Source organism: Idiomarina aquatica (assembly GCF_003987185.1).
Taxonomy (GTDB): Bacteria; Pseudomonadota; Gammaproteobacteria; order Enterobacterales; family Alteromonadaceae; genus Idiomarina; species Idiomarina aquatica.
The window spans coordinates 1305820-1331122 of record NZ_PIPS01000001.1 but is presented as its reverse complement, the minus strand read 5'-3'; the positions used below and the strand labels follow the sequence as shown (position 1 = coordinate 1331122).

At 51.4% G+C, this 25303-nt stretch carries 23 protein-coding genes; 8 read left to right on the top strand and 15 right to left on the bottom strand.

What is annotated here, in order from left to right; translation table 11 throughout:
* Positions 1–3 precede the first annotated feature (3 nt).
* The 5 genes from CWE23_RS06150 to CWE23_RS06130 all read right to left on the bottom strand — a co-directional run bounded on the left by CWE23_RS06150 (position 4) and on the right by CWE23_RS06130 (position 5469).
* A complete protein-coding gene (locus CWE23_RS06150; RefSeq protein ID WP_105305361.1) occupies positions 4–1221 on the bottom strand; it encodes an aminotransferase class V-fold PLP-dependent enzyme in 1218 nt (405 codons plus the stop codon).
* Positions 1218–2465 carry a Fe-S cluster assembly protein SufD gene (sufD, locus tag CWE23_RS06145; RefSeq protein WP_126819758.1) on the bottom strand — a complete coding sequence of 416 codons (1248 nt, stop codon included), beginning with the start codon at positions 2463–2465 and terminating at the stop codon, positions 1218–1220. Before sufD ends, CWE23_RS06150 begins: the two co-directional genes overlap by 4 nt.
* Positions 2462–3214, bottom strand: coding sequence for a Fe-S cluster assembly ATPase SufC (gene sufC / locus CWE23_RS06140; RefSeq protein ID WP_105305363.1), 753 nt, complete (start codon positions 3212–3214; stop codon positions 2462–2464). Before sufC ends, sufD begins: the two co-directional genes overlap by 4 nt.
* Positions 3215–3217: 3 nt before the next feature.
* Positions 3218–4654 (bottom strand): Fe-S cluster assembly protein SufB, encoded by a 1437-nt coding sequence (sufB, locus tag CWE23_RS06135; protein WP_105305364.1) that lies wholly within the window; start codon positions 4652–4654, stop codon positions 3218–3220.
* 158 nt (positions 4655–4812) lie between these two features.
* Positions 4813–5469 (bottom strand): cupin domain-containing protein, encoded by a 657-nt coding sequence (locus CWE23_RS06130; RefSeq protein ID WP_126819757.1) that lies wholly within the window; start codon positions 5467–5469, stop codon positions 4813–4815.
* Positions 5470–5558: 89 nt separating this feature from the next.
* Between CWE23_RS06130 and CWE23_RS06125 the strand changes: the two genes are divergently transcribed.
* The 4 genes from CWE23_RS06125 (at position 5559) to CWE23_RS06110 (ending at position 7776) form a co-directional block, all read left to right on the top strand.
* Entirely contained in the window at positions 5559–5753 is a 195-nt protein-coding gene (locus CWE23_RS06125; RefSeq protein ID WP_241970544.1) for a YgaP family membrane protein, read from the top strand.
* A complete protein-coding gene (gene trxC, locus CWE23_RS06120) occupies positions 5753–6184 on the top strand; it encodes a thioredoxin TrxC (RefSeq protein WP_105305367.1) in 432 nt (143 codons plus the stop codon). Before CWE23_RS06125 ends, trxC begins: the two co-directional genes overlap by 1 nt.
* A 92-nt stretch (positions 6185–6276) precedes the next feature.
* Positions 6277–6993, top strand: a complete 717-nt coding sequence (locus CWE23_RS06115) for a YebC/PmpR family DNA-binding transcriptional regulator (RefSeq protein WP_105305368.1) — start codon at positions 6277–6279, stop codon at positions 6991–6993.
* An 84-nt stretch (positions 6994–7077) separates the two neighbouring features.
* Positions 7078–7776 (top strand): OmpW/AlkL family protein, encoded by a 699-nt coding sequence (locus CWE23_RS06110; RefSeq protein ID WP_105305369.1) that lies wholly within the window; start codon positions 7078–7080, stop codon positions 7774–7776.
* A 109-nt stretch (positions 7777–7885) separates the two neighbouring features.
* Here the strand turns inward: CWE23_RS06110 and CWE23_RS06105 are convergent, their stop codons facing one another.
* From CWE23_RS06105 to CWE23_RS06095, 3 genes are read right to left on the bottom strand one after another with little or no spacing between them, the layout of a single operon-like run.
* Positions 7886–8413: a response regulator transcription factor gene (locus CWE23_RS06105; protein ID WP_105305370.1), complete on the bottom strand. Its 528-nt coding sequence runs from the start codon at positions 8411–8413 to the stop codon at positions 7886–7888.
* Positions 8403–9494, bottom strand: a complete 1092-nt coding sequence (locus CWE23_RS06100) for a histidine kinase (protein ID WP_126819756.1) — start codon at positions 9492–9494, stop codon at positions 8403–8405. Before CWE23_RS06100 ends, CWE23_RS06105 begins: the two co-directional genes overlap by 11 nt.
* Before the next feature lie 21 nt (positions 9495–9515).
* Entirely contained in the window at positions 9516–11528 is a 2013-nt protein-coding gene (locus CWE23_RS06095) for a TonB-dependent copper receptor (RefSeq protein ID WP_126819755.1), read from the bottom strand.
* Positions 11529–11680: 152 nt separating this feature from the next.
* Here CWE23_RS06095 and CWE23_RS06090 point away from each other — a divergent pair, with 152 nt between their 5' ends.
* Both CWE23_RS06090 and CWE23_RS06085 read left to right on the top strand, forming a co-directional pair.
* Positions 11681–13834, top strand: a complete 2154-nt coding sequence (locus CWE23_RS06090) for a TonB-dependent siderophore receptor (protein ID WP_241970543.1) — start codon at positions 11681–11683, stop codon at positions 13832–13834.
* Positions 13835–13837: 3 nt separating this feature from the next.
* Positions 13838–14947: a PepSY-associated TM helix domain-containing protein gene (locus CWE23_RS06085; RefSeq protein ID WP_126819754.1), complete on the top strand. Its 1110-nt coding sequence runs from the start codon at positions 13838–13840 to the stop codon at positions 14945–14947.
* Here CWE23_RS06085 and CWE23_RS06080 read toward each other — a convergent pair.
* On the bottom strand, positions 14944–15162 hold the full coding sequence (locus CWE23_RS06080; protein ID WP_105305375.1) for a YgaP family membrane protein: 219 nt from the start codon (positions 15160–15162) through the stop codon (positions 14944–14946). The genes CWE23_RS06085 and CWE23_RS06080 overlap by 4 nt on opposite strands.
* Positions 15163–15317: 155 nt before the next feature.
* On the opposite strand from CWE23_RS06080, the gene deoD reads away from it, so the two are divergent.
* Positions 15318–16031, top strand: coding sequence for a purine-nucleoside phosphorylase (gene deoD, locus CWE23_RS06075; RefSeq protein WP_105305376.1), 714 nt, complete (start codon positions 15318–15320; stop codon positions 16029–16031).
* Between the two features lie 12 nt (positions 16032–16043).
* A complete protein-coding gene (locus tag CWE23_RS06070) occupies positions 16044–18455 on the top strand; it encodes a bacteriohemerythrin (protein ID WP_105305377.1) in 2412 nt (803 codons plus the stop codon).
* A 38-nt stretch (positions 18456–18493) separates the two neighbouring features.
* On the opposite strand, the gene CWE23_RS06065 is transcribed toward CWE23_RS06070, so the two are convergent.
* The 6 genes from CWE23_RS06065 to trhP are packed head-to-tail and all read right to left on the bottom strand — an operon-like array spanning position 18494 to position 25184.
* Positions 18494–19504, bottom strand: coding sequence for a malonyl CoA-ACP transacylase (locus tag CWE23_RS06065; RefSeq protein WP_126819753.1), 1011 nt, complete (start codon positions 19502–19504; stop codon positions 18494–18496).
* Entirely contained in the window at positions 19501–21696 is a 2196-nt protein-coding gene (locus CWE23_RS06060; RefSeq protein WP_241970541.1) for a thiamine pyrophosphate-dependent enzyme, read from the bottom strand. The genes CWE23_RS06065 and CWE23_RS06060 overlap by 4 nt, the downstream gene beginning before the upstream one ends.
* 24 nt (positions 21697–21720) lie before the next feature.
* On the bottom strand, positions 21721–22893 hold the full coding sequence (locus CWE23_RS06055; RefSeq protein ID WP_105305379.1) for an acyl-CoA dehydrogenase: 1173 nt from the start codon (positions 22891–22893) through the stop codon (positions 21721–21723).
* 47 nt (positions 22894–22940) lie between these two features.
* Positions 22941–23666: a helix-turn-helix domain-containing protein gene (locus CWE23_RS06050; protein WP_241970540.1), complete on the bottom strand. Its 726-nt coding sequence runs from the start codon at positions 23664–23666 to the stop codon at positions 22941–22943.
* A 27-nt stretch (positions 23667–23693) separates the two neighbouring features.
* The gene (locus tag CWE23_RS06045) at positions 23694–23885 is read right to left on the bottom strand and encodes a 4Fe-4S binding protein (protein ID WP_105305380.1); all 192 of its coding nucleotides are present in this window, start codon (positions 23883–23885) and stop codon (positions 23694–23696) included.
* Between the two features lie 9 nt (positions 23886–23894).
* On the bottom strand, positions 23895–25184 hold the full coding sequence (gene trhP, locus CWE23_RS06040; RefSeq protein WP_105305381.1) for a prephenate-dependent tRNA uridine(34) hydroxylase TrhP: 1290 nt from the start codon (positions 25182–25184) through the stop codon (positions 23895–23897).
* Positions 25185–25303: the final 119 nt, after the last annotated feature.

Sequence of the window (25303 nt, the reverse complement as noted above, 5' to 3'; positions counted from 1 at the left end):
TCGTTAAGCCAACATCATTTGGGCTTTGTTGATGGCTTTAAAGAGCGCTTCAACATCGTCCATGGTGTTGTAAATAGAGAAAGACGCGCGTGCCGTGCCCGGTACACCGAGACGTTTCATCAACGGTTGTGCACAATGATCGCCGGTGCGGATCGCAACGCCTTGTTTATCCAGAATAAAGCCGATATCGGCAGGGTGTATACCCTCAATCACAAAACTGAGTACCCCAATTTTGTTCGGTGCAGTGCCAATGATGCGCAAGCCCTGAGTTTGTTCGGCAAGCTCGGTAGCACGCTTTAGCAATGCTTGCTCATGGGCCCAGATATCTTTGGCGTTTAGCCCTTGTAACCAGGTAATCGCTGCGGCCAGACCGATAACGCCGGCAATGTTAGGTGTGCCGGCCTCGAGGCGGTTTGGTAACTCCCCCCAGGTTGCATCCTGATAACTCACCGTAGCAATCATCTCACCGCCAACCAGCCACACCGGCCATTCCGCCAGTACGTCGTAACGTCCCCATAATACGCCAATACCGGTTGGGCCAAACAGCTTGTGACCGGAGAACGCATAAAAGTCGCAACCAATGTCCTGCACATCGATGGCACCGTGAGCAACGCCCTGAGCGCCATCGATAAGCACTAAAGCGCCTTTGGCTTTGGCGGCCGCGGTCAATTCTTTAATTGGATTAATGGTACCCAGCGCGTTAGAAACGTGAGGCATCGCCACAAACGCGGTTTTATCACTTAATAACTGGTGGAACGCATCGACGTTGAGTTCGCCGCTGTCGTGAATGGGAACCACCTTTAAGGTCGCTCCAGAGCGTTTACAGGCTTGTTGCCACGTGACTAAGTCAGCATGGTGCTCCATCTCCGTCACCAGGACTTCATCGCCGGCTTTTAAACGTTGCGCAACGCCATTGGCAACCAGATTAATGCCCTCGGTTGTACCACTGGTCCAGATAACCTCTTCGCTGCGACCGGCATTAATATACGCGGCAACGGTTTTGCGAGCGGCTTCGTAGCGCTTGGTTGCTTCATCCGATAAATAGTGAGCACCGCGGTGTACGTTCGAGTTGCACTGCGTGTAATAGTCCACCAGTGCATCGATAACAGCCTGCGGTTTCTGGGTGGTTGCGGCATTGTCCAGATAAACCAATGGCTGGCCATTAACCTGACGCTTCAGTATCGGGAATTGGTCACGGATTTGGGCAACGTTTAAGGTCATTTTTGCTCCATCATGCGCTCAAAACGCTGCCGCAAAATCGGCTGTAACCAGTCGGCCAGAGCTTTATTCGGCATTTGGAACAGCAGTTCCTGTACGAAGCCGAAGTTGAGCATCACCAGTGCCTGCTGTTTATCGATACCGCGCGTCAGCATATAGTAAAGGGCTTCTTCGTCGATTTCGGCAACCGTTGCGCCATGTGCGCACTGTACGTCATCGGCATAGATTTCCAGCTCTGGTTTGGTGTTAATCTGTGCGCCGCGTGACAACAGTAGGTTGCGGTTGTTGAGTTCCGCCAACGTTTTCTGGGCGTGGCGGTGAATGTGAATACGACCGTTGAACACGGCTTTGGCTTTATCACCGATGATGCCACGGGCATTTTCTTCGGTGGTGCCATTCGGCTGAGCGTGCTCAATGGTGCTGTGCAAATCAAAATGCTCGTGCGGCGCCAGTAAGTAAATATTATTGAATTTGGCAAAGGCATGCTCGCCGGCATGCTCAATATCAACGTCCAGACGCGTCAGTTGTGAACCGTAACCGACCAGCGTGCTGTTCAGCTTTGATTCATTATGTAGCCGGAAATGGCTACCGCCAACGTGGATGGCCTGGTCTTCCTGCAGCGCCAGACGATAATGCTCGAGACTGGCTCGATCAGCGATGTCGTACTCGGCAAATACGGTATTGAGACTTTGCTCGTTACCGACACCGTGTTCAATTATGGTTGCTTTAGCACCCTGACCAACACGTACCAGCGTACGCTGATGCGATTCGATACCGTTAGTGGAGACATTGACGATTCGAATCGGCTGCTCAACCTGAGCGCCTTCCGCGACATCGATAACGATACCTTGTTGCGCCAGTACATCATTCACTAAACCGAATAAGTGGTGCGCTGGCTTGATGTTCGCAAACAAAGCTTCTGCCGCGTCACTCTTGGCATCCAAAGCCGCAATGCGGATGCCTTCCGGCAACTGCAAGTGCGCAATATCGGTGCTCAAGCGTCCGTCTACAAAGACTAAATCGATACTGTTCAAGCCATTGACCTGAGGCGCTTCAGCGACCGCCTGGCTGCTGGTTTTCAGCGCCAGATCGGCGACTTTGTGCAGTGACGTGTAGCGCCATGCCTCGGTGCGACGTCCTGGCCATTGTTTTTGCTTCAGCTCGGCAAGCGCATTGGCGCGTACCGGAGACAGCCAGTCGTCAACGTTGGCAGCACGCTCAATAACGTGGGCTAACCATTGACTCATGCGCTTTCTCCCTCTTTTAACCATGCATAACCAGAGGCTTCGACTTCTTTAGCCAGCTCCGGACCACCACTTTTCACGATCTTGCCTTTTGACAGGATGTGCACATAATCTGGTTCGATATAGTCCAGCAGACGTTGGTAGTGGGTGACAACGATAAAGCTGCGCTTACCGTCACGTTGGCTGTTCACCCCTTTGGCGACGACTTGCAGAGCGTCGACGTCCAGACCGGAGTCGGATTCGTCCAAAATGGCCAACTTAGGTTCCAGCATGATCATTTGCATGATCTCATTGCGTTTCTTCTCGCCGCCTGAAAAGCCTTCGTTGACACCCCGTTTCAGGAAATCCAGAGGCAGTTCTACTTGCTTACAGGCTTCTTTTGCTTTTTTCAGAAATTCTGCTGAACTGAGCGCCGCTTCACCGCGTGCTTCACGCATGGCGTTAACCGACTCTTTCATGAATTCCATATTGCTGACGCCAGGAATTTCAACAGGGTATTGGAAAGCCAGGAATAAGCCAGCCTGTGCGCGCTCTTCAACTTCCATATCGAACAAGTCTTTGCCGTCAAAGTCTGCGCTGCCGCTTTCTACATCGTAGCCTTCACGGCCTGACAAAACATAGCCAAGCGTACTTTTGCCCGCACCGTTAGGGCCCATAATTGCATGTACTTCGCCTGGTTTAATGTCCAGGTTAAGCCCTTTAAGAATCGTTGTATCTTCTACACGTGCGTGCAAGTCTTTAATTGATAACATGTTTTACCCCACTGAACCTTCAAGACTGATTTCGAGCAACTTACCGGCTTCTACGGCAAACTCCATAGGTAGTTCACGGAACACCTCTTTACAGAAGCCATTGACAATCATTGAGACGGCTTTTTCAGGGTCCAGGCCTCGTTGCTGACATAAGAATAATTGGTCGTCGCTCACTTTCGAGGTGGTTGCCTCGTGTTCGACGATCGCGGTTGGGTTGCTGCTTTCAATATACGGGAATGTGTGAGCGCCACACTGATCACCAATCAACAGTGAGTCACATTCGGTAAAGTTACGAGCGCCTTCTGCGCCCGGGCCCATTCGTACCAAACCGCGGTAGGCATTATTACTGCGTCCGGCAGAAATACCTTTCGAAATAATGGTCGACTTGGTGTTTTTGCCCAAGTGAATCATTTTGGTGCCGGTATCGGCTTGTTGTTTACCGCGAGTCAGCGCAACCGAGTAGAATTCACCGACGCTGTTGTCACCTTTCAAGATGCAACTTGGGTATTTCCAGGTTACGGCCGATCCCGTTTCTACTTGAGTCCAGGAGATTTTGGCGTTTTTCTCACAAAGACCACGCTTAGTCACAAAGTTGTAGATACCGCCTTTACCGTCTTCGTCACCCGGATACCAGTTTTGAACCGTCGAGTATTTGATCTCAGCGTCATCCAACGCAACCAGCTCGACCACCGCGGCGTGCAATTGGTTTTCGTCGCGCTGAGGTGCAGTACAACCTTCAAGGTAGCTGACGTAGCTGCCTTCCTCGGCAACAATCAGCGTACGCTCAAACTGGCCAGTGTTCTGCTCGTTAATTCGGAAATAAGTGGATAGTTCCATCGGACAGCGTACACCCTTAGGAATGTACACAAAGGAACCATCGGTAAAGACCGCGCTGTTGAGTGCCGCAAAGTAGTTGTCACCTTTAGGTACAACAGTGCCTAAGTACTTTTTAACCAGCTCAGGGTATTTCTTAATCGCTTCCGAAATCGGGCAGAAAATAACGCCGGCTTCTTCCAGTTTCTCGCGGAAGGTGGTGACCACAGAAACCGAGTCGAACACAGCATCAACGGCCACGCCGGCCAACATTTCCTGCTCATGCAGAGGAATACCAAGTTTTTCGTAGGTACGCAGCAATTCAGGATCAACCTCATCCAGGGATTTGGGTTTATCCTTCATGCTTTTCGGCGCTGAATAATAAGAAATGGACTGGTAGTCGACTTTCGGATAGTCGACATGGGCCCAGTCGGGCTCTTCCATTTTCAGCCATTTGCGATACGCCTGCAGGCGCCACTCTGTCATCCACTCTGGTTCGTCTTTCATCGCCGACAGACGGCGGATGACGTCTTCATCTAACCCAGGCGGAAACGTCTCTGACTCGATTTCAGATACGAAGCCAGCATCGTATTTGCGCTTAAGCGCCTGATCAATTTGTTCGCTCATGATGACCACCTTACTAACTTGCGAATGCCCTCTATTATAAAATACCTGACTAAAACACTCAACTTTATCTGAAGCAGGCCAATCAGGCTTTGGGCAATTGGCCGCGTATTATACGCACAATCCATCGAAATGTCGCTTTAAAGCCTACTCATCAGGTGCTACCGATCTATGGGTAAGTGTCCCGTTTTCACCCAGATAATGGTTTCCTCCTCGACAAACGGATGATGGGTGCTCAAGTGTGGGCTACGGATCCAGGTGCCGGCAGGGTAACGGCCATGCTCGTCACAAAATTCTCCTGACAGCACGAAAATTTCCTCACCGCCCAAGTGGCGATGGGGTTTGAACACTTCGTTCGTTGGCCATTTAACCAGCGCAACGTGCTCGGTTCCATGACTGTGGAGTGGCATCACTTCAAGTCCGCCCTGACCAGGAAGCCATTCGCTGTTGTGGGTATCTACCCGTACCGAGGTTCCATCGTCCGGTCGAAACTGATGCAGTTTTACCAACAACCTACAACCCTCTCGGCTAAACGGAGCATGAGCACTGCCGGGCGGGTTGCGCAAATAGGTTCCGGCGGGATAATCACCGTGTTCATCGGAGAACACACCGTCCAGTACCAGGATTTCCTCACCCAGCGGGTGCTGATGGGTCTTAAATGACGCGCCGGCGGCGTATTCAACAATGCTGGTCGCACGGCCGCGCTCAGCTTCTTCGCGCTCCAATAGCTTGCGGCGAACACCAGGGGCTGGACTGGGGCTCCACGGCTGCTGTTGGGTGTTTATGACAACGCGTTGAGAAAAATCTAAATTTATCATGCGATAATTTTTACCCGACTTAAAAATGCGTACTACACTTACGTTAAAGACAGACTTTATGGGTCACGTTTTGATCAAGGAGCTTTATTATGGCAAATGTTGGTGGTATTGATCGTATTTTACGAGCGATTGTGGGTATCGCCATTATCGTTTGGTCGGTAATGGCGGGCAATTTCTGGTGGATTTTAGGCGCTATTATTTTGGCCACGGCCGTTTTTAAATTCTGCCTGCTCTACAAATTGCTCGGTGTATCGACCGATAAAGCAAAAGGAAACGCGTCTTAATGTCAGACAGTATGATCGTGGCATGTCCCGCATGTCACAAGAAAAACCGAGTAGTACGAACAAAAATTCAGGCCGGCGCGGTCTGCGGACAATGTAAATCACCGCTGTTTACGGGCGAACCCATCGTTGTTAATAGCGATGAGTTTCGTGCACACCAAACGGCAGACATGCCCTTAGTTGTCGATTTTTGGGCAAGTTGGTGCGGACCCTGTAAACAATACGCGCCGCATTTTGAACAAGCGGCAAAGCAACTGCCGTTCACCGCTCAGTTTTTAAAAATCAGTACCGAAACCGAACCCCATCTGGCACAACAATATGCGGTGCGCAGTATTCCAACGACGCTACTGATAAAAGATGGCCAGGAAATTGCCCGACAGGCCGGAGCGATGTCAGCGACTCAACTACAGGCTTGGATTGCACAACGGACATAAGCCACTGGGTGTTTTTAATAGACCGAATACCTCAGCATGTGTAAAATTCAGGCTCTTTTTTGCTGTGAATAAAAATTAAAGAGACACACGTTATGGGTCGCGCATTTCAAAACCGAAAAGAATCGATTGCTAAAACCGCAGCTGCTAAAAGCAAAGTTTATAGTCGCTACGGTCGTGAAATTTATGTCTGTGGTAAACAGGGCGGAACGGATCCAGAAGCGAATCTGGCGTTGCGCAGCTTAATTGACCGGGCGAAAAAAGATCAGGTGCCATCGCACGTTATCGAAAAGGCGCTTGATAAAGCACAAGGTGGTGCCGGTGAAGACTTTTCTCCGGCGCGCTATGAAGGCTACGGCCCGGGTAACTGTATGGTTATCGTAGAATGTCTGACCGATAACCCGAACCGCACCTTTGGTGAAGTCCGAAACTGTTTTACCAAAAGTAAGTGCAAAATCGGTGAACAAGGCAGTGTGATGCACTCCTTTGAGCACTGTGCGATTTTCTCGTTTAAACACGACAGCGAAGACGAGGTGCTGGAAGCATTGATGGAAGCCGACGTCGATGTTACAGACGTTGAATTCGAGGATGGCGTCGTGACGGTGTTTGCGCCGCATACTGAGTACGCTGCGGCTCGTCAGGCACTAACGGGTGCTTTTGCAGATATCGATTTCGACACCGATGAGATTCAATTCCTGCCACACGTCACAACGCAAATTGGCGAAGAAGACATGCCAATGTTTGAGCGCTTAATGGATATGCTGAACGATTGTGATGATGTACAAAATATTTATCACAACGCTGAAGTATAACCGCCGATAAAAATGATCTAGATCAAATTGATCAAACGCAAAACCTTATAAGCTTCATGGGTATTCAACCACAAGGAGTTACCCATGAAGCGTTCGATTTTATCTCTAGGTGTATTGTTCGGGCTATTGAGTGGTTCGGCGCTGGCGAACGACTTTTCGGTCAATGTTGGTGCCATCAGCGTAATGCCAGATGATAGCAGTGGTGCGCTCAATGTTGTCGAAAGTGTTGCTGGACTCGATGCTAACAGTACCGGCGTTGGCGTTAATACCAATACTCAGTTGGGTTTAACTTTTGATTACGCGCTGGACAGCAACTGGGTCATCGAACTCGTCGCTGCCACACCTTTCAGTCACGATATCACCGGCACCGGCTCTTTAGCGGGTGTAAAAATCGGTGACACCAAACATTTACCGCCAACCTTGCTGGCTCAGTATCACTTTGATATTGGCAGCGACATGTTCAAGCCTTTTGTCGGTGTCGGTGCCAACTATACGACCTTCTTTGATGACCAGGTTTCTCCGGAAGTGAAGAACTTGCTGGTTGCTACTGGCGTGGCCAGCACTGATGATAGCGTCGATTTAGCGCTTGAAAACAGTTGGGGACTGGCGCTTCAGGCCGGCGTAAACGTTAAAGTTAACAATGACTGGGGTGTGCATTTTATGGTCAGCAAGATTGACATTGATACCACCGGTGATGTGCGCTTAAACGGTAATACCATTGAAAGCGTTGACGTGCAGATCGACCCTTACGTTGCGATGGTCGGTTTACGTTACACCTTTTAAGAAACGCCATAGACGAAACAAGTCCAGCTCGTTGCTCTCGAGTTAAAATTAAGGGCATGCATTAGGGAAGATGCTCTAACCGCCACGGGTTTTCCGCTGGCGGTTTTTTTTATGTGTTAGGGCGTTTCTTGGCGAGTTTGCGTTGTAAGGTACGGCGATGCATACCCAGTTCTCTTGCAGTTTTTGAGATATTGCCCTGATTTTGTTGCAGCACACGTTGAATATACTCCCACTCCACTTGTGCGGGAGACAAGGGCTGTGGATCGTCGGGCAGATTCTGGGGCTTGCCTTCCAGCCGTTCGATGATCTCGCGACTACTTACCGGCTTGGCCAAATAATCCGTGGCACCGCGTTTGATCGCTTCGACGGTTGTCGCGATACTGGCGTAACCGGTCAGTACGATAAGTTGTTGCGGCTGGTGTTTAGTCATAAGCGGCTCAATGAATTCGATGCCGTTCTCATTGCCTAACATCATATCCAGGAGGATGACATCGTAAGGGCCCGTGGTTGCGGTAAGTGATTCTTCACCACTGTGTATTACATCGACTGAATAACCGTGGTGTTCGAGCCGTCGGCTTAACACCTGGCAGAAGCTTGAGTCATCATCAATGAGCAGTATTGAGTGCTTAATCGTCATGTGGGTACTCACGGGGTGTCGAGGTGCCGAGCGGTAAGAAAATTTCGGTGTAGGCAAGATCATTGGCACAACGCCACCAAACCTGACCGCCATGGCGTTCAATCGTGGCGTGACTGATTACGGCAGCCACGCCACTGCCTTTGTTGCTTGCCTGTAATGCTATCCCTAAGTTTTTTGCCAGCGGATGTGAGGGATCGACCGTGTTGATGATGGTCCAATGCACGGTGTTCTTTTCGGTGCATACGGTGACGTCAATGCCAGGCTCCGCTGACGCTTCAATGGCATTATTAATAAGGTTGGCGATCGCCGGAATTAACGTTCTGTCACAGACTAATGGCTGATTTTGAGTGTCGTCACGGACCTGCCAGGTAATGTTTGACTCGGGCGTGATGACGCGAAGTAACTGGTTGATCTGGTTGATAAAGTCTCTGATTGTGAAGTGATGTCGACGGCGCTGGCGCACATCATCAGACGCCTGCCGCCATTGCTTTAAGGAATGACTTATCCGGTTCAACTCATGGTCGGCTAACGACCAGTCGAGATGGGGTGCCTGTTCACGGAATTCTTCATGCAACAGCTGCAGCGTTTGCACCGGTGTTGCCAGATCGTGAGTCAGCTGCGCGGCCGCAGAACCGATGGTTAACAGTTGTTCGTCGCGCAACTGGCGTTCGCGCAATTTTTGCAACAAATGACGGGACTGTTGCCAGCGTGTTTTCAGCCACAGGCTGGATGCCCAGATAATCAGTGCCGCGATAACAAAACTGATCACCATGCCTTGTGCATGAGCGACGAATTCTGGCCCCATACCGTGATGTTGATCCAGGGTCAGGTTTAACCATTGATGAGCCCATAACTGAGCAACCTGAGCCAGCATGCTGGCGGCCAGAACGATCAGTGACGGCAACCACTCCAGCAACAGTACGGCTAACACCACATAAATCAGCAATAACGTCGAAAAAGGGTTGCTGATACCGCCGCTCATGGCAATCACATAGTTGCCGATAGCAATATCGATGAGCATGGCCGCAACAAGGAGTAAGGTACTGTGTCGACGGTACAGGGCCGCTAAAAAGGTCAGCATGAGTTACTTCGTTAAATGGCTTCAAAAATATACGTTGGATTGTAACCACAACACCCGGCCTGGCTCATTGACCCGCTCGGTTTGTTGGTAGCCAGCAATGGTAGCACCGCTGCCGCTCACATGTTCGGCATACACTTTGTCAAACAGGTTATCGACTCCGACGGCCAATTGCCAGTCTTTGTCGATGGCCCAGCTGATGTTGGCCGATACTATGCCGTAGCCGCTGGTGCTGGCAAAATCGTAGCCGATAACGTTACCGGACCCGATATCAACGCGATCCTGCTGCTTGACCAGGCGCCAGACTAAGGCATAGGTCAGGTCGCTATGTTGATACTCACTGGCGATTCTAAGCTCATCGGCCGGCTGCTGGGGAAGGTATTGATCGTCGGTTTTATTTTTACCCCGGGTTATGGCAACGGTCGCGGATAATTTCCAGGCTTGGCTGACTTGCCAGCGACCCGTCGCTTCTCCGCCCCAACTGCGCGCATCAACATTTCGCACAACGTCCGGCATCATGGCGGCGCCTTCTTCAAGTAAGATGAAATCAGCAATGTTAGCGAAGAACAGTGATGCGTCCAGTTGCAGCGACGAGTGATTATAATGCCATCCGATATCCCATTGCTGGTTCGTTTCCGGCTTCAGAAACAACGCGGATGGACTGCCGAGGTAGCTGCGGTTATTACCGATGGTTTCCCAGTAGTCAGGAAACCGCTCGGCCTGCCCCCAGCCGGCATACCAATAGCCGCTGTCTAATTGTTGCTCGAGCCGGATAAAGCCACTGAATAAGTCGTCTGCGTTGACCTGATCGACTGTCGGGTTGTTTTGCGACGTCATCATTGTGCCGATCACCTGACGGCGATCGGTTAAGCGCCACTGATCCCAGCGCCAACCGGCATTGATCGAGTACGCTGCCGGCAGGGGGATGCGCTGTTCGGCAAAAACACCGAACTGCGATGTATCAGCATCGGGCTGGCGTGGCATGTTTTGATAAGGCATGTCCAGTTGGTTTCGACTGATGCGGTCGCGATGTACATTTTGATGGTATTCAGCGCCGAGTCGCGTGATTTGCGCACCGGCGAGTTGCCATTCGCTCTCGATTCTGGCGCCACGAGCGTAGCGATCAGGGTTACGGGCGGTTGCTTGGGGCATCATCATGGATGGACGGAATTCACGTAACGAGTAGTTATCCATCACATGATCGATGTGATTAAAATAGGCCGCGACTGTGGCAGAGCGGAGTTGCTTATCGCCGCTGACCTCATAGCGAATGGCGGTACTTCTGCGGGCAAATTTAACCCCATCCATCGCCCGATCGGCGTAGGCGGCTTCGCCGTCGCTGGCCCCCAAACTCAGCGTCAGGGTATGATCCTGAGACGGTGTCCAGGCAACGTCAATATCCGAACTCCAGCGTTGGTATTCACTGTTCAATGCAACGCCGTTGCCATCTTCGTAGTCACCGGCTGTCGCGGTGGTGAGGTTGGCTTTGAGATAACCGTTCGCATTGCCCGCAATCAGCTCACTGCTGGCATTTGCCCGATCGTAACTGGCTCCGGTTAGGTTTAAAAATCCTTCGAACGTGGGCTGAGAGAAGGCTAACGCTTCTCGCTCGAACTCAATAATTGCCGCACTTCCGGCATAGCGAACAGTTTGCGGCCCTTTGACGATACGAATCGTGTCGTAACTTTGTGGACTGATATAGGCCGTCGGGGGATCCATACGGTTACTGCATCCGCCTTGTAACATCTGACCGTCATTGACAATGGTCAGCCGCGAAGCGCCCATACCGCGAAACAGCGGATCGGCAGAGGCTCCCCCTTTGCGGCTGGCTGAAAAGCCGGCAATGGTTTTTAAGAAGTCGCCGCCATCGTGAGCGGGGAGCGGCTGGCGAGGCTGTTTGGCATCGACTTCATAGACGCCCGGAGCAAGCATCGACTCGCCGATAATCGTAATGTATTCATCCGTATTAGACAGCTTTTCCTGGGCAAACAGCGGCACGCTGTATAGTAGTGCAAGTGATAGATAACCTTTGTGCATAACAGCCACTCGGTGAGTTTTTAAGCGGCAATTATGGCGAAAAACGACGACATCAGGGATGCGGCATAATGTAGCAGTTAACTTTACTATTGCGAATCATTCTCATATACATTATCATCCGCGCCATCAAATTGAACAAAACGAGGTTGCCCGTGAATAAGCTTTCATCCATCGCTGTAGCACTTGTCTGTGCAGGTTTGCCATTGTCAGCACTGGCAGAACAACCACAACAAACCGATAAAGTCATTGAACGTCTGAAAGTTACTGGCCAGAAACAGGAAGGCTACCGTAGCTCAGAAGCTGACGGTGCAACTAAGCTCGGTCTGTCGTTAAAAGAAACGCCGCAGGCGGTGACCGTCATCACCCGTGAGCAAATTGAGGACTTCGGCCTGGATGACATTAACTCGGTGTTGGAAAGTTCTGCTGCGGTAAACGTTGAAAATGTGGAAACCGACCGAGTGTATTACACGTCGCGCGGTTTTGAGCTGAATAACTTCCAGATTGACGGTCTTGGATTACCGCTGATCAATAATAACACCCACGGACGTATCGACACGGCGCTGTACGAGCGCGTTGAAGTGATTCATGGTGCCAATGGTATTATGACGGGCGTCGGCAGTCCTTCGGCCACCGTTAATATGGTGCGTAAGCGTCCAACGTCGGAAACGCACCTGGAGGTGGACGCATCGTTAGCGTCATGGAACGGTAAACGACTGCAGCTTGATGCTTCGGGCAAGCTGAGTGATCGGGTGCGCGCCCGTGTAGTGGCTGCGGCTGATAACAGTGAGTCGTATATTGACCGCTACGAAAACGACACCAAAGTGTTCTATGGTGTGGCTGATTTTGCCGTATCGGACAGCACGCTACTGACGGTGGGTCACAGTGAGCACCGCAGCCATACCGATGGTAATATGTGGGGTGCATTGACCCTCTATTATGGCGACGGCACCCCCACCAATTTTGATGAATCAACAAACGTGGCGGCCGACTGGTCAGAGTGGGGCGTTGATGAGAGCCGCAGTTTCATCGACGTGGAAACCGCGTTATCAGACAATTGGACACTTCGCGCGGCATACAATCGAGTCCGTACCGACGAAGACAGCCTGTTGTTTTATACGTACCTAATGGATGCTCAGGCAGGTCTTGATCCCGAAACCGGTTTGGGTTTGCTTGGTTACGGCAGTGAATACGATCTGGATGACGAACAAGATACGTTGGACGTATACGCCAGCGGCTCATTTACCGCATGGGGGCAACTGCATGAGCTGGTGGTCGGTGCTAACTATGCACGGCTCGACTATGTCGACCATTCGCTGTATGACTTTCATACTGGTCTCGGCTTCCCGGTAATGCCGTCGCTAAAAGACTGGGATGGCAATACACCGCTGCCTGAATTCACCGATGGCGCGGCCGGCAGTGTCATCGACAACACCCAAAAGGCGGTGTATGCGCAGGCACGTTTGTCGCTGTCTAACCAGGCTAAATTGTTGATTGGCGGTCGTTACAACGACTTTACCACCGATGGTGTCGGTTATGGCGTCGATCAGTCACGTGATGACGCACAGTTTATTCCGTATCTCGGTTTAACGTATGCGGTAAACGATGCGCTGACCGCTTATGCATCTTATACCGAAACGTTCTTGGCTCAAACCGAACGCGACCGCGACTTCCGTCGCATTGATCCGCTGACCGGCAAGAACTCAGAAATCGGCTTAAAAACCGACTTGTTTGATAACAAAGCTCTGCTGAACCTGGCCTACTTCCACATCGACCAGGAAAACCTGGCGGTGAGCGACGGTGAAGCCATTAACCCGGAGACGGGTGTACCAGAGCCGGTTTACCGCGCCGCTGACGGCATTAACAGTCAAGGTCTGGAACTGGAACTGTCCGGACAGTTGGCTGAAGGTCTTCAGGGTATGGTATCTGCCACGGTATTCGACATTGACGGCGACCAACTGGTTGAAGATTATACCGCAGAGAAACTGTTCCGTACGGCGTTAACGTATCAGTTGCCGCAGATGCCGGCGGTAAAACTGGGCTTAACTTATCAATGGCAGGACGATATTTCACGTGAGCAGGGCGTGGTCGGGCCGATGTATGACAATGCCGGCGATGTTATTGTGACTAAGCAACCGTCTTATGGTTTGCTGGGTCTGATGGCAAGCTGGCAAATCAACGATGCGTTGTCGGTACGAGTGAATGGCTACAACGTGACGGATGAAAAATACCTGAACAGTCTTTACTGGGCACAGGGCTTCTATGGGGCGCCGGCGAACTATTCGGCAACGTTGAGTTACTCCTTTTAAACCATGAAAAAGCAACTGCATAAAATTCATGGCTGGGCCGGGATCATTTTTATGATCCCGTTTCTCGTTGTAAGCCTGACCGGCAGTATCCTGGTGTTTAAGACCGAGATTGACAGCTGGTTGATTCCCGATGTTGCTCTGGTCGAGGCCGATGGCCGTGAGCGACTGTCATTAAACGAGCTGACCGCGAGAGTGAATCAGCAATTGCCGGACTACGAAATCGGTAGCTGGGAGATTTTTCCGGCGGGTCATCCCGAAGCGGATCGCGTATTCGTGATCCAAAAGGGCACCGATGAGTGGCGTAAAGCGCATCTGAACCCCTACACCGGTGAATTGCAGAGTGAGCCAACGAGTTCAGGACATTATCTTACCGACTGGTTGGTGGAGCTTCATTACACCTTGTTGCTGAATGACATCGATGGTCTGGATGAGCACCTGGGGTTGATTATCAGCTTCGTGCTGGCGCTGTTTCTGGTGTTTATGGGTACCTCAGGACTGATCATTTATCGCCGGTTCTGGGCAAGGGTGTTTACCTTACGCTGGAACCAACGGCTGTTGGTGGTATTCAGTGATCTGCACAAAATGGCTGGCACATTGGCATCCCCGGTATTGTTGGTATTGGGAATTACCGGTGGCTATTACAGTGCCATCATTTATTACGAGGAATTCATCGAACACAGTACCGGCCAAGAACATCACATCATGCAGGAACGTCTGTATGCGGATGATCTGAACATTGACCAGCTGGTTGCCCAGAGCCGGGAAAAAATCGATGCGTTCAAGCCGACTTATTTGCTGTTTCCATACGAGCCAGAGCTACCCTTTACGGTATTTGGGCGTGCACCGACCAATAATCCGTTGTTGAGCAACTACGGCAGTGTGGTGAACTTTGACCCGCATAGCGGCGCTTATCAGAGCACCTATAATCTGAATGAACAAGGCGCTTTGCCGAAAGTGCTCGACAGTTTCCGTCGCTTGCATTTCGGAACCTTTGGCGGTTGGGTCAGCAAGGTGATCTGGAGTCTGGTCGGGTTGATACCGCTATTACTCGCGATCACCGGTACTTACCTATGGTGGCAACGTCGCGCAAAACGCGCCCGCAAACGACGTTAACGATCATGTTCTGCCAGCTCGCGCTCAGTCTTAAGCCCAAACAGCTTTTTCATGACCATGCTGGCAGGACAAAACCCGGTGAACGACTGTTGAAACAAGTTGGCACCGACGAACACCGTTAACCATACAAAGTATGGGTGTACCCAATAGGTGAGTGCTACCGACAGCAGCACCATAAACCCCGCAAATGCCATCACCGCTTTTTCGACACTCATATTCTACTCACTCCGTTCGCTATACCTGTTGACTGGTTCTTGTGCACTGGATTGATCTGCATCAAGCGCTAATACTGCTATTTCAGTTACTGTTCTTTGCTATGTAGCCAAGGGCTGTAGGCTCACAAAATACAATTAAGGTAAAAACATATTATATGACAACACCACATATTCAAGCAAAACCTGAACAATTTGCGTCCACCTGTTTATTGCCGGGCGATCCGTTACGAGCAAAATTTATTGCCGAGACTTACCTAACGGATGTTGAGCTGATTAACAGTACGCGCAATATGTTGGCTTACACCGGCAGCCATCAGGGCTCGCGGGTGTCGGTGATGGGTACCGGTATGGGGATGCCGAGCTGTATGCTATACAGCGAAGAGTTGATCAAGGAATTTGGCGTGCGCCGTTTAATTCGTGTGGGATCCTGCGGCTCAACCGATCCAGAGCTTGGGTTAAATGACTTGGTGTTAGCGGCCGGCGCGTCGACGGATTCTAATGCTAACCGCTTGCAATTTGGTGGTTATGATTATGCCGCCATTGCCGACTTTGAGCTACTGACCGCTGCCGCCGCCAGTGCTCGTAAACGAGGCGTCGATGCTCGTGTTGGTAATGTCTTTTCTACCGATAGCTTCTATCATCCGAACCGTAAGTTAACGGCGATGCTCAACCGCTTACACATATTGGCGGTAGAAATGGAGGCGGCCGGTCTATACAGCGTCGCCGCCCGTCATCGGGCACAGGCACTCGCGATTCTGACGGTCTCTGACCATCTTATTACCCACCAACAACTATCTAGTGAAGAACGCGAGCGTTCTTTCGATACCATGATCCGCATCGCCCTGGATGTTGCGGTTAACGACGCATAAAAGGAAGAGTATATGGCAATTTTAGACTCGCTAACCCGTCCGTTGCAGCGTGTTTTTAATCGCCTGAGCTTTCGTCGGAAATTTATTTTAATTGGCGTAACGCTATTTTTGCCGCTGATTGGGCTCAGTAGCCTGATGGTGAAAGACGCGTGGCAACAGCAACGTCAGGTGCAGCTTAAGTTGGAGGCTGCACAGCTGTGGCAGCCGCTGCGGCAGTTAATGGAGAACGTCGCCGAATATCGGGGCTTATCGGGTTCTGGAGCGGCGGATTCACGGCTGCAACCGTTGCAGCAGCAAATTGAGCAACAACTACAACGGCTTTCTGTGGCTAATCAGCAAAGTGGTCAGCCACTGCCGGCAGATCAGCTACAAACCCTCGAGCAAGCCTGGCGAGAAGCCCGTAACCGTCCTGAATTTGACCGTTTCAGCGGTCTCATTGGATTGATTCAAACGCAATTGGGCTACCTTGCCCGCCATTCAAACCAGTTGTTGGAAGATCAATTGGATGCCTTGTATGTGGCGATGTTAAGTACCGATGAGCTACCTCAGGTGATTGAACTGACCGCGCAGCTGCGCGGCTTGGGGGCTGCTTGGTTGAACGGCCGGCAAGATGCACTGACCGAACAACGGTTAATGACGTTACAGGCAGCACTGTCGAGTCGCACTAAAACGCTCGCGAACAGTTTGCAGATTTTGAATCAATATCGCGTCGGCAAGCAACAACTGGAAGGGCAGTCAGCGCTGGCCGCACTCACGGAATTTGAGCAGCGCGCCGCTGGCTTACTGCAGTCGCGAAACCTCTCGGGCGACGTCTATTTTGAACAGGCAACCGGTTCCATTAATCGTCTTTACACGCTATATGATGAAGCCATTCCCCTGTATCAGCAGATTCAACAACAACGGCTGTCGGATCTGGCCTGGGTGGTGCGCTGGAACCTGATACTATTGATCGTAATGGTGCTGGTGCAATTGTTATTGTTTACCAGCATGTACTTTGGCATTTACCGCTCTGTGGCTGGTAATATCAGCATGGCTAAATCGCTGGCTAACGGTGACTTGAACCGCTTAGGTGAGCGTTACAGTAACGACGAATTGGGACGTATCAGTGATTACCTCAATTCGATCGCCATCGAAACCAGTTACTCCGTTGATGCAATCAGAGCATCCAGTCGTGGTATGGATGATTTGGGAGAGCAAAATTATACCGCCATCCGCGAACTCGCCGAGCGAGCGACCGAGCAGGCAGCGCAAATGCAGAGTGCAGCGGCTGCAGTAGAGCAGATGACGGCCGCCATCAGTGAGGTCTCTGAGTCGACGCAAAAAGCGGCGACGGAAGCTGACAATACTTTAAGGTCTGCGCAGCAGGGACAACAAAAAGTTGACCTTATGGTTACCGCGATAAAACAACTGGAACAGGATGTCAGTGAGTCGCAACAGGTGATTCGCTCATTGTCGGAGGACAGCCAGGCGATCAGTAAGTTGTTATTAACCATTAATGACATTGCCGATCAAACTAATTTGCTCGCCTTGAACGCGGCCATTGAGGCTGCCCGTGCCGGTGAATCCGGACGCGGTTTTGCCGTTGTGGCCGATGAAGTGCGGCAGCTGGCGCAGCGGGTACAGGCATCAACCGGTGAAATACAACGCGTCATCACGAAGCTCGAGCACAATACCCAAAATGCCGTCAGCAGTATGGAATCCAATAAAGCATTGGCCGCGGATAACGTTGAACACGCAGAAAGCGCTGACCAATCACTCCGCGAGATCGTTCATAATGTCGGCATAATTAACGATTTTAATACCCAAATCGCTTCAGCTGCCGAGGAGCAATCGGCGGTAACCCTGAATATTGAAGACACCATAAAGTCACTGTCCGCCAGTGCCAGGGTGGTGGATGAACGATCGCAAGAGGCCTTGGAGAGTTCCGCTCAACTGACCACCCTTGGCGGTGAAATTAAATCGCTGGGCGATCGTTATTACATCGAAGACGCTGTCATCGCAGAACGCATTAATGCGCAGGATAAATTAATCGAGTGGAGTGATAAACTTGACGTCGGCATCGCCGAAGTTAATCGTCAGCATCAGCGGTTGATATACATTGCCAATGAATTGTTCCGATTAAAGCAGCGTGGTGGCGATCGCCATGCTGTGCAGCGACTGGTTAACTCACTGATCAATTATACGGCAACGCACTTCAACTATGAGGAACTGTTGATGGAGCGTCACAACTATCCGGATCTTGATGCGCATAAACAAAAGCATCAAGATTTAGTGAATGACGTGATGCGATTCAAACAGCGGGTTGATAACAATGAAGATGTGATTGATGAGCTACTTGAGTTTGTGAAAGCTTGGTTAACGCGTCACATTATGGGCAGTGATATGGCCTATAAAGAACATTTAAACCAGCGCGGCATTTGCTAGCCGCGCCGTAAACCCGCCTCCGATAGGGCACTGAAAGGTTACGCTAAGCCAAGACTGACGACCGGGGCGCGTCCCTGTTCCTGCTCGCGGGTAAAGCTGTCTTTATCATTGATACCGCGCCAGCCCATCGCCGCCAGAGTTTGCCCGGTAGCACCACCAAGGCTGTTACCGGGCCCCAGCAGCACAATGTTGTCGGGTGCGAATTCGTTAATGCTGACCTGTAACGCACGAGTGAAATCGTAGGTTTCGGCAACCTGATGATGAAACGTGTAGTCACGCAATTGCCCCAAGTCCACGGCCGGAGGCTGCCAAATGACGCCCCGGCCATCAATCAATGGTCGCTGCGGTTGGCGGAATTCGTCCACAGGCCAGTGCGCCAATGCTCGGTTCACCGCTTCGCCCATGAGGGGAGAGTGAAAAGCGGCATGCCCCGGCAGAATTAATGGAAAACGTTCGTCCACCCGCGGTAACGATGCTGCGGCTGCTTGTATCGCATGTTCGGTCCCGGAAAGCAGGATATAGCCCCCATAATGAATGGATTCAAACAGCTCTTGCGGATGTTGCTGAAGCACTTGCTGTACGGCCTGATGATAAGCCGGCAGGGGTTTCCAGTTGCTATCTACCAGTGGAAAAATAAGCTGGGCACCCTTAGCATCGGCGGTATTACGTGCCATATCGGTGACTATCGTCATTGCCCGGGTCGGCTCCCACACCCCAGCGCATGCCAACGCGGTATACCAGCCCATTGAATTACCGGTTATCGCGACCACCTCGTAGTCACGCTCTAAGGCCATAAAATCGAGGTAGCCGGCGGCGTAGATAAGTGCCGCCGAGTTTTCTGCGTGTAAATGCTGTTTAAAGTCGAACCTGGCGGCCTGGTCCAGTTCGCTGACGGTTGCTGCAGATGCGGCTTTACGGGCGTTATCCCAAGCCTGCAGTTGCTGAGTCTGGAGCGGATGCTTACGCGTGATGCTACCCAGTTCCGGTTTGTTATAACCGCCTCGACCAGGGCAGACGACAATGGCAGTGGGCTTGTTGGCGTTGTTCATGCCGGGACGACTCCTAATGCTTTTAGTTTTTCAGCGATTGCGCTTGCGGAGGGTAATACGTCATATGCGGCACGCCCCAAAGGTATAAAACTATCATCCGCAGTAATCCGGCTGACCGGGCGGTTGGCGCTGTCGTGTTCCAGTAAGTAGGTCATGATTTCTTCGCTAAGAGAACCGCGCTGTCGACATTCATCAACGATTAGAATGTGCTCGCAATCGCCGACGGCTGCCATAACCTGAGGCATATCCAGCGGAATCAGGTAACGCAAATCGATAATCCGTAGCTGGTCATCGGCTTGCAGGTGTTCGCGCGCCTGGTGACTGAGGTATACCCCGTTACCGTAGCTGATGATCGCCACTTTGTTACCGCTCCCGGACACGCTGGGCTGACCCAAGGCGGGTAGCGGTGCGTCGGCTTGCGGATAATCAAACAGCCATTTGCCGTCACCCTCGTCAATAAGATCGCGGGTCATATAAAGCGCTATCGGCTCTAGCATAATAACAACGCGACGTTCACGCTGTGCAAGCTCGGTAGCATGTCGCAACAGCAACGCACCGTCGCGGCCGTTACTGGGGCACATCACAATCAGGCCCGGTACGTCTCTGAAGACGGCAAAGGAATTGTCGTTATGAAAATGGCCGCCAAAACCTTTTTGATAGGCAAGGCCAGCAATCCGGATAACCATCGGGTTATCGAATTGCCCGTTAGAGAAAAACGGCAGTGTGGCTGCTTCGCCACGGATTTGGTCTTCTGCATTATGTACATACGCTAAAAACTGGATTTCAGGTATCGGTAAGAAACCCTGCTGGGCAGCACCAATGGCCAGCCCGAGTATGCTTTGTTCATCCAGTACCGTATTCATGACTCGATTTGGACCGAAGCGGTCACGTAGGTGATGAGTCACATGGTATACACCGCCCTTCTTCGCCACATCTTCACCAAATATCAGCGCATGGGGAAAGTCCTGCATGATCTCATGCAGCGCCCAGTTGAGCATTTTGGCTAAGGGTTGTGGCGTGCCGCGATTACGGCGGTCAAAGGCTAGCGCCTGCTTGATGGTTTGCGCGGAGCGCACCGGTAGTTGCTGTGCTCGTGGTTTCGGCACAATTGCTGATTTTATCGCGCTGGCGCCTTCAAGCCGAGGACGTGTTGCCGCTTCGGCAGCGACCCGCCGGACGCGTGCTTTGGTGTCTTGCGCATGCTGTGCCAGAGCAGCAGGAGACAGTGCGCCACGGGCAAGTAACTGGGATGCCGTATGCAATAACACATCGTTCTCAAAGTCCTGTGCAATCGCGTATTTGTCCCGATAGGCTACCTCAGCATCGGCACCGGCATGGCCAAAATAACGAGTGGTTTTTAACTGCAAAATGGCCGGCTTGCCGGTTTTGCGAATGTAGGCCTGAGCGGTCTGGGCTATGACATAGGTTTGCTGTGCATCACGGCCGTCAGCATAAAAATAACGGAGCGGATGAATGCTCTGTAGGCGTTGCGATATCCAGCCTTTGGGCGATTGCGTTGAGATACCAATACCGTTGTCTTCACAAACGTATAGAATTGGCATCGGAATGCCTTGGTACGAGGCCCAGGCCGTGGCATTCAGTGCACCCAGTAAGGTCGAGTGATTAAACGATGCGTCGCCAAAACTGCACAGTACCACGGAGTCTTGCGGCCAGTTTCCTTGAACCTTAACGCGGCGGCTCATGGCGATGGCGTGCGCGGCTCCCATCGCTTTTGGCAAATGCGAAGCGATGGTAGACGTTTGTGGCGGAATGTTGAGTTGCAGGCTGCCTAACACCTTGTGGCGGCCTCCGGAAATCGGATCTTCGGCGGACGCGCAGAACGACAACATCAAGTCATAGAGTGCGTGGGAGCCCGGCTGTTGTCGCGCTCGCTGTAAGAAAAAGGCGCCGCTGCGATAGTGCAGAAACGCCGGATCCGTTGGTCGAAGCGCTGCGGCGACGCAGGCATTGGCCTCGTGTCCTGCACTACCGATGGTGTAAAAGCTTTGTCCTTGCCGTTGCAGTCGTCGCGACTCCAGGTCGGCAAAGCGACTGGTTAACTGACTGTTGTACCAGTCACTGAGCATGGCATTTGATATGCCGGGCTCAGTGGGGGTAGCGGCTGGTAGGTCGGCATCGGCAAGACGCTGGATAAAGTCACTTTGCCAGCCTTCGAAATCGGTCCGCATCATAACGATGAGTCCTTTTGTCGATGATTAAAACGCCGCAATACCGGTCTGTGCACGACCTAATATCAGCGCATGAACGTCGTGCGTACCCTCGTAGGTATTCACGGCTTCGAGGTTCATGACATGGCGGATAACGTGATATTCGTCGGCGATGCCGTTACCGCCGTGCATATCACGAGCCTGCCGCGCGATATCCAGGGCTTTACCGCAGTTATTGCGTTTAATCAACGAGATAGAAGCAGGGTTAAGCGAACCATTATCCAGCTCGCGACCGGCTTGCAGTGCCGCTAATAAGCCGAGGCTGATCTCGGTCTGCATATCCGCGAGCTTTTTCTGAATCAACTGATTGGCTGCCAGTGGTCGGTTAAACTGCTCCCGATCGAGGGTGTACTGACGTGCGGCATGCCAGCAAAATTCAGCGGCGCCCATCGAGCCCCAGGCAATACCGTAGCGTGCTTTATTGAGACAGCTGAAAGGCCCTTTTAAGCCGCGGACCTCAGGAAAAATATGTTGTTCAGAAACTTCAACACCGTCCATCACGATTTCACCGGTGATCGATGCCCGCAGTGAAAACTTGCCGTCAATTTTAGGAGCACTTAGGCCGGGCATGCCTTTTTCGAGGATAAAGCCGCGAATTTCGCCATCGAGTTTTGCCCAGACCACAAAAACGTCAGCGATGGGCGAGTTGGTGATCCACATTTTACTGCCATTGAGGACATAGCCGTTGGCGGTTTTTTTGGCGACGGTGCGCATGCTGGCAGGGTCAGAACCTGCATCGGGTTCGGTCAGGCCGAAACAGCCAACCCACTCGCCGGTGGCCAGTTTCGGCAGGTATTTTTGCCGTTGATCTTCGCTACCGAAGGTATAAATAGGGTGCATGACCAGCGAGGACTGTACGCTCATTGCGCTGCGATAGCCGCTGTCGACGCGCTCGATTTCACGCGCGATAAGACCGTAGCAAACATGGTTAACGCCGGCGCCACCATACTGTTCCGGTAGCGTCGAACCGAGCAGACCCATGTCGCCCAGTTCGGTCATGATTTCGCGGTGAAAAATCTCCTGACGATTGGCCTCTAACACTCGCGGCATTAACTTTTCCTGCGCATATTGGCGGGCGCTTTCATGCACCATGCGCTCTTCTTCGCTCAACAGCGAGTTCATGTTTAGGGGATCTTCCCAGTTAAATGCCGGTTGTGACATAAATGCCTCCGTCTGAGTTTATTGTTATCGGCGTTTAGCGCCTGTTGTTAGGCGACCAGTTGCTTTAGTTCAGCGACGTTCTTAATGGTCAGAATAGACTGTTGTGTTTCGATCAGACCCTGCTGTTTAAAGGATGTAAAAATGCGACTGACGGTTTCAACGGCAAGCCCCAAATAATTGGCAATATCGGTACGGGTCATGGGTAAGCGGAACTCATAGCGGGAAAACCCATGTTCATGCAAATGATCGCCCATTGCCATCAAAAACGACGCCACGCGTTGCTCTGCCGTTGTGTTGACCACGTTTAAATAGTGCGCATTACGTTGACCAATGCGTTTGCTCAATAATTGCAGCAAATTTTTGTCAACACCGGAAAAGTTTTGTGCGAACAGCCGGCTCAGCTTAATTTCACACAGCATCGAGGTCTCCAGCGCTTCACAGTAGGTAACGGCGGCGCCATTAGCGATGGACTCCATGCCAATGATGTCACCGGCTAAGTGAAAGCTGGTGATTTGTTGTTTGCCGTCAGAGTCAATGGTGTAACATTTTACTGAGCCACTTTTAATAGCAAACAGGGAGTGCATCGGTTGATCCGGGCTGTAAACCATGGCGCGTTTGTTGTACACATGAGGCTCGCGGCTACTTTTATCCAATAAATCAACATCACTCGGAATGAGGCCGGCAGGTACGCAAATGGATTGCATACTGCACTGATTACACTGAATTGGATTACGCATGGCCACCTCTTTTGGGGCTTTGTGTGATTGCTGCATTTGAGTCTACCTTAGTCTTAGTTTGCGTTAATCGCTAGTAATGTCGACGGCATCAACAGGGCAGACCGCATAACAGCTCGGTTGATCATAATAGCCTTCACATTCGACACAGAGCGACTGATTGATTTCAAAATGTTCTGAGCCCATATCAATCGCTTCGACAGGACACTCGGGTACGCACATATCACAGTTAATACAATCGTCATTTATTACTATCATATGAGTTGCTCACTGTTTAACCAATAGGCTGTAAGGGATATCTCTTTCGGCTAAAGGTAAAGATGTCTGTACAACCACCCGATAGCCAGAGCCCGGCGCACGAATCATCGAATTGCCTTGTTCATCGTGCAATTGTTCAAGGCGAAATGACTGATTACCTGACGGTGACATCAGCAAGATTTGATCGCCAACCTGAAAGCCGTTTTTGACTTCGACCAAATAACGGCTGTCGCCAAGCTCACTAACGACTTGTCCAACTAACAGCTGTTCGCCTTCGCTATGGGAACGCTGATAATTCTGTAGATCCTGAGGGGAGTGGCGTTGCAGGAAACCATGAGTGAAGCCACGGTTTGCCATGCCGTTCAGATCGTTGAGCAATTGCTCGTCAAAGTCCTTTCCGGCTGCCGCATCATCAATTGCTTTGCGATAAACTTGCGTGGTTCGGGCAACGTAGTAGTCCGACTTGGTACGGCCCTCGATTTTTAGCGAATGCACCCCAATCTTGACCAGGTCCCCGACCAGGTCAACGGCGCGCAAATCCTTTGAATTCATAATGTAACTGCCGTGCAGATCCTCATCCAGCAGCATTAAGTCCTCCGGTCGTTTGGGATCGCCCAGCAATACCGGGTCAAGCTGTGGCTGCGGCACGTACTGGCCAACCGAGTCTTCTTGGGCTTCATGAACCTGATAGCCCCAACGACAAGCGTTGGTACAGGCACCTTGGTTGGGATCGCGCTTGTTCATGTAACCGGATAGCAGGCAACGGCCGGAATAGGCCATGCACAGTGCGCCGTGGACGAAAACTTCGAGTTCCAGATCCGGAACCTGTTGACGCATTTCTGCGACTTCTTTCAGCGATAACTCGCGTGACAGGATGACGCGCTCGATGCCTTGTTGCTGCCAAAACTTTAACGCCGCCCAGTTGATGGTATTGGCCTGCACCGACAAGTGCAGTGGTTGCTCAGGAAAGTGTTCTCTTAGCAGCATGATAACGCCGGGGTCTGAGACAATCAGTGCATCGGGATTGAGCGCGACAATTTGCGACATATGGTCGACAAAATTCGCTAACTTAGCGTTATGTGGTGCGATATTGACGACAACATAAAAGCGTTTTCCAAGCTCGTGCGCATAGCGGATGGCTTCACCCATATTTTGCAGGGTGAAGCTATTATTGCGAACCCGCAGGCTGTAACGGGGTTCGCCAGCGTATACGGCATCAGCGCCGTAAGCGAACGCAATTTTCATTGCGTTTGGGTTACCGGCTGGGCAAAGAAGTTCGGGTTTATTGTATATGGCCATGGACAGCTTGACTTAGATCAGGTTTCTAGAAAATTTGCGCTGAGATTAGCAGAGTCCCGAGATCAAAAATTTGATGTGCATCAAAAGATCGCGTTGCCGAGTACCCCGGAAGTGGTATT

Bases quoted from the DNA above. Each gene is read 5' to 3' on its own strand.
- CWE23_RS06150 (WP_105305361.1), bottom strand. From the start codon at position 1,221: ATGACCTTAAACGTTGCCCAAATCCGTGACCAATTCCCGATACTGAAG.
- CWE23_RS06065 (WP_126819753.1), bottom strand. From the start codon at position 19,504: ATGAACAACGCCAACAAGCCCACTGCCATTGTCGTCTGCCCTGGTCGA.
- CWE23_RS06125 (WP_241970544.1), top strand. From the start codon at position 5,559: ATGGCAAATGTTGGTGGTATTGATCGTATTTTACGAGCGATTGTGGGT.
- CWE23_RS06055 (WP_105305379.1), bottom strand. From the start codon at position 22,893: ATGTCACAACCGGCATTTAACTGGGAAGATCCCCTAAACATGAACTCG.
- CWE23_RS06060 (WP_241970541.1), bottom strand. From the start codon at position 21,696: ATGATGCGGACCGATTTCGAAGGCTGGCAAAGTGACTTTATCCAGCGT.
- CWE23_RS06130 (WP_126819757.1), bottom strand. From the start codon at position 5,469: ATGATAAATTTAGATTTTTCTCAACGCGTTGTCATAAACACCCAACAG.
- CWE23_RS06105 (WP_105305370.1), bottom strand. From the start codon at position 8,413: ATGACGATTAAGCACTCAATACTGCTCATTGATGATGACTCAAGCTTC.
- CWE23_RS06080 (WP_105305375.1), bottom strand. From the start codon at position 15,162: ATGAGTGTCGAAAAAGCGGTGATGGCATTTGCGGGGTTTATGGTGCTG.
- sufD (WP_126819758.1), bottom strand. From the start codon at position 2,465: ATGAGTCAATGGTTAGCCCACGTTATTGAGCGTGCTGCCAACGTTGAC.
- CWE23_RS06045 (WP_105305380.1), bottom strand. From the start codon at position 23,885: ATGATAGTAATAAATGACGATTGTATTAACTGTGATATGTGCGTACCC.
- trhP (WP_105305381.1), bottom strand. From the start codon at position 25,184: ATGGCCATATACAATAAACCCGAACTTCTTTGCCCAGCCGGTAACCCA.
- CWE23_RS06110 (WP_105305369.1), top strand. From the start codon at position 7,078: ATGAAGCGTTCGATTTTATCTCTAGGTGTATTGTTCGGGCTATTGAGT.
- CWE23_RS06050 (WP_241970540.1), bottom strand. From the start codon at position 23,666: ATGCAGCAATCACACAAAGCCCCAAAAGAGGTGGCCATGCGTAATCCA.
- sufB (WP_105305364.1), bottom strand. From the start codon at position 4,654: ATGAGCGAACAAATTGATCAGGCGCTTAAGCGCAAATACGATGCTGGC.
- CWE23_RS06085 (WP_126819754.1), top strand. From the start codon at position 13,838: ATGAAAAAGCAACTGCATAAAATTCATGGCTGGGCCGGGATCATTTTT.
- CWE23_RS06095 (WP_126819755.1), bottom strand. From the start codon at position 11,528: ATGCACAAAGGTTATCTATCACTTGCACTACTATACAGCGTGCCGCTG.
- CWE23_RS06100 (WP_126819756.1), bottom strand. From the start codon at position 9,494: ATGCTGACCTTTTTAGCGGCCCTGTACCGTCGACACAGTACCTTACTC.
- deoD (WP_105305376.1), top strand. From the start codon at position 15,318: ATGACAACACCACATATTCAAGCAAAACCTGAACAATTTGCGTCCACC.
- trxC (WP_105305367.1), top strand. From the start codon at position 5,753: ATGTCAGACAGTATGATCGTGGCATGTCCCGCATGTCACAAGAAAAAC.
- CWE23_RS06070 (WP_105305377.1), top strand. From the start codon at position 16,044: ATGGCAATTTTAGACTCGCTAACCCGTCCGTTGCAGCGTGTTTTTAAT.
- CWE23_RS06115 (WP_105305368.1), top strand. From the start codon at position 6,277: ATGGGTCGCGCATTTCAAAACCGAAAAGAATCGATTGCTAAAACCGCA.
- sufC (WP_105305363.1), bottom strand. From the start codon at position 3,214: ATGTTATCAATTAAAGACTTGCACGCACGTGTAGAAGATACAACGATT.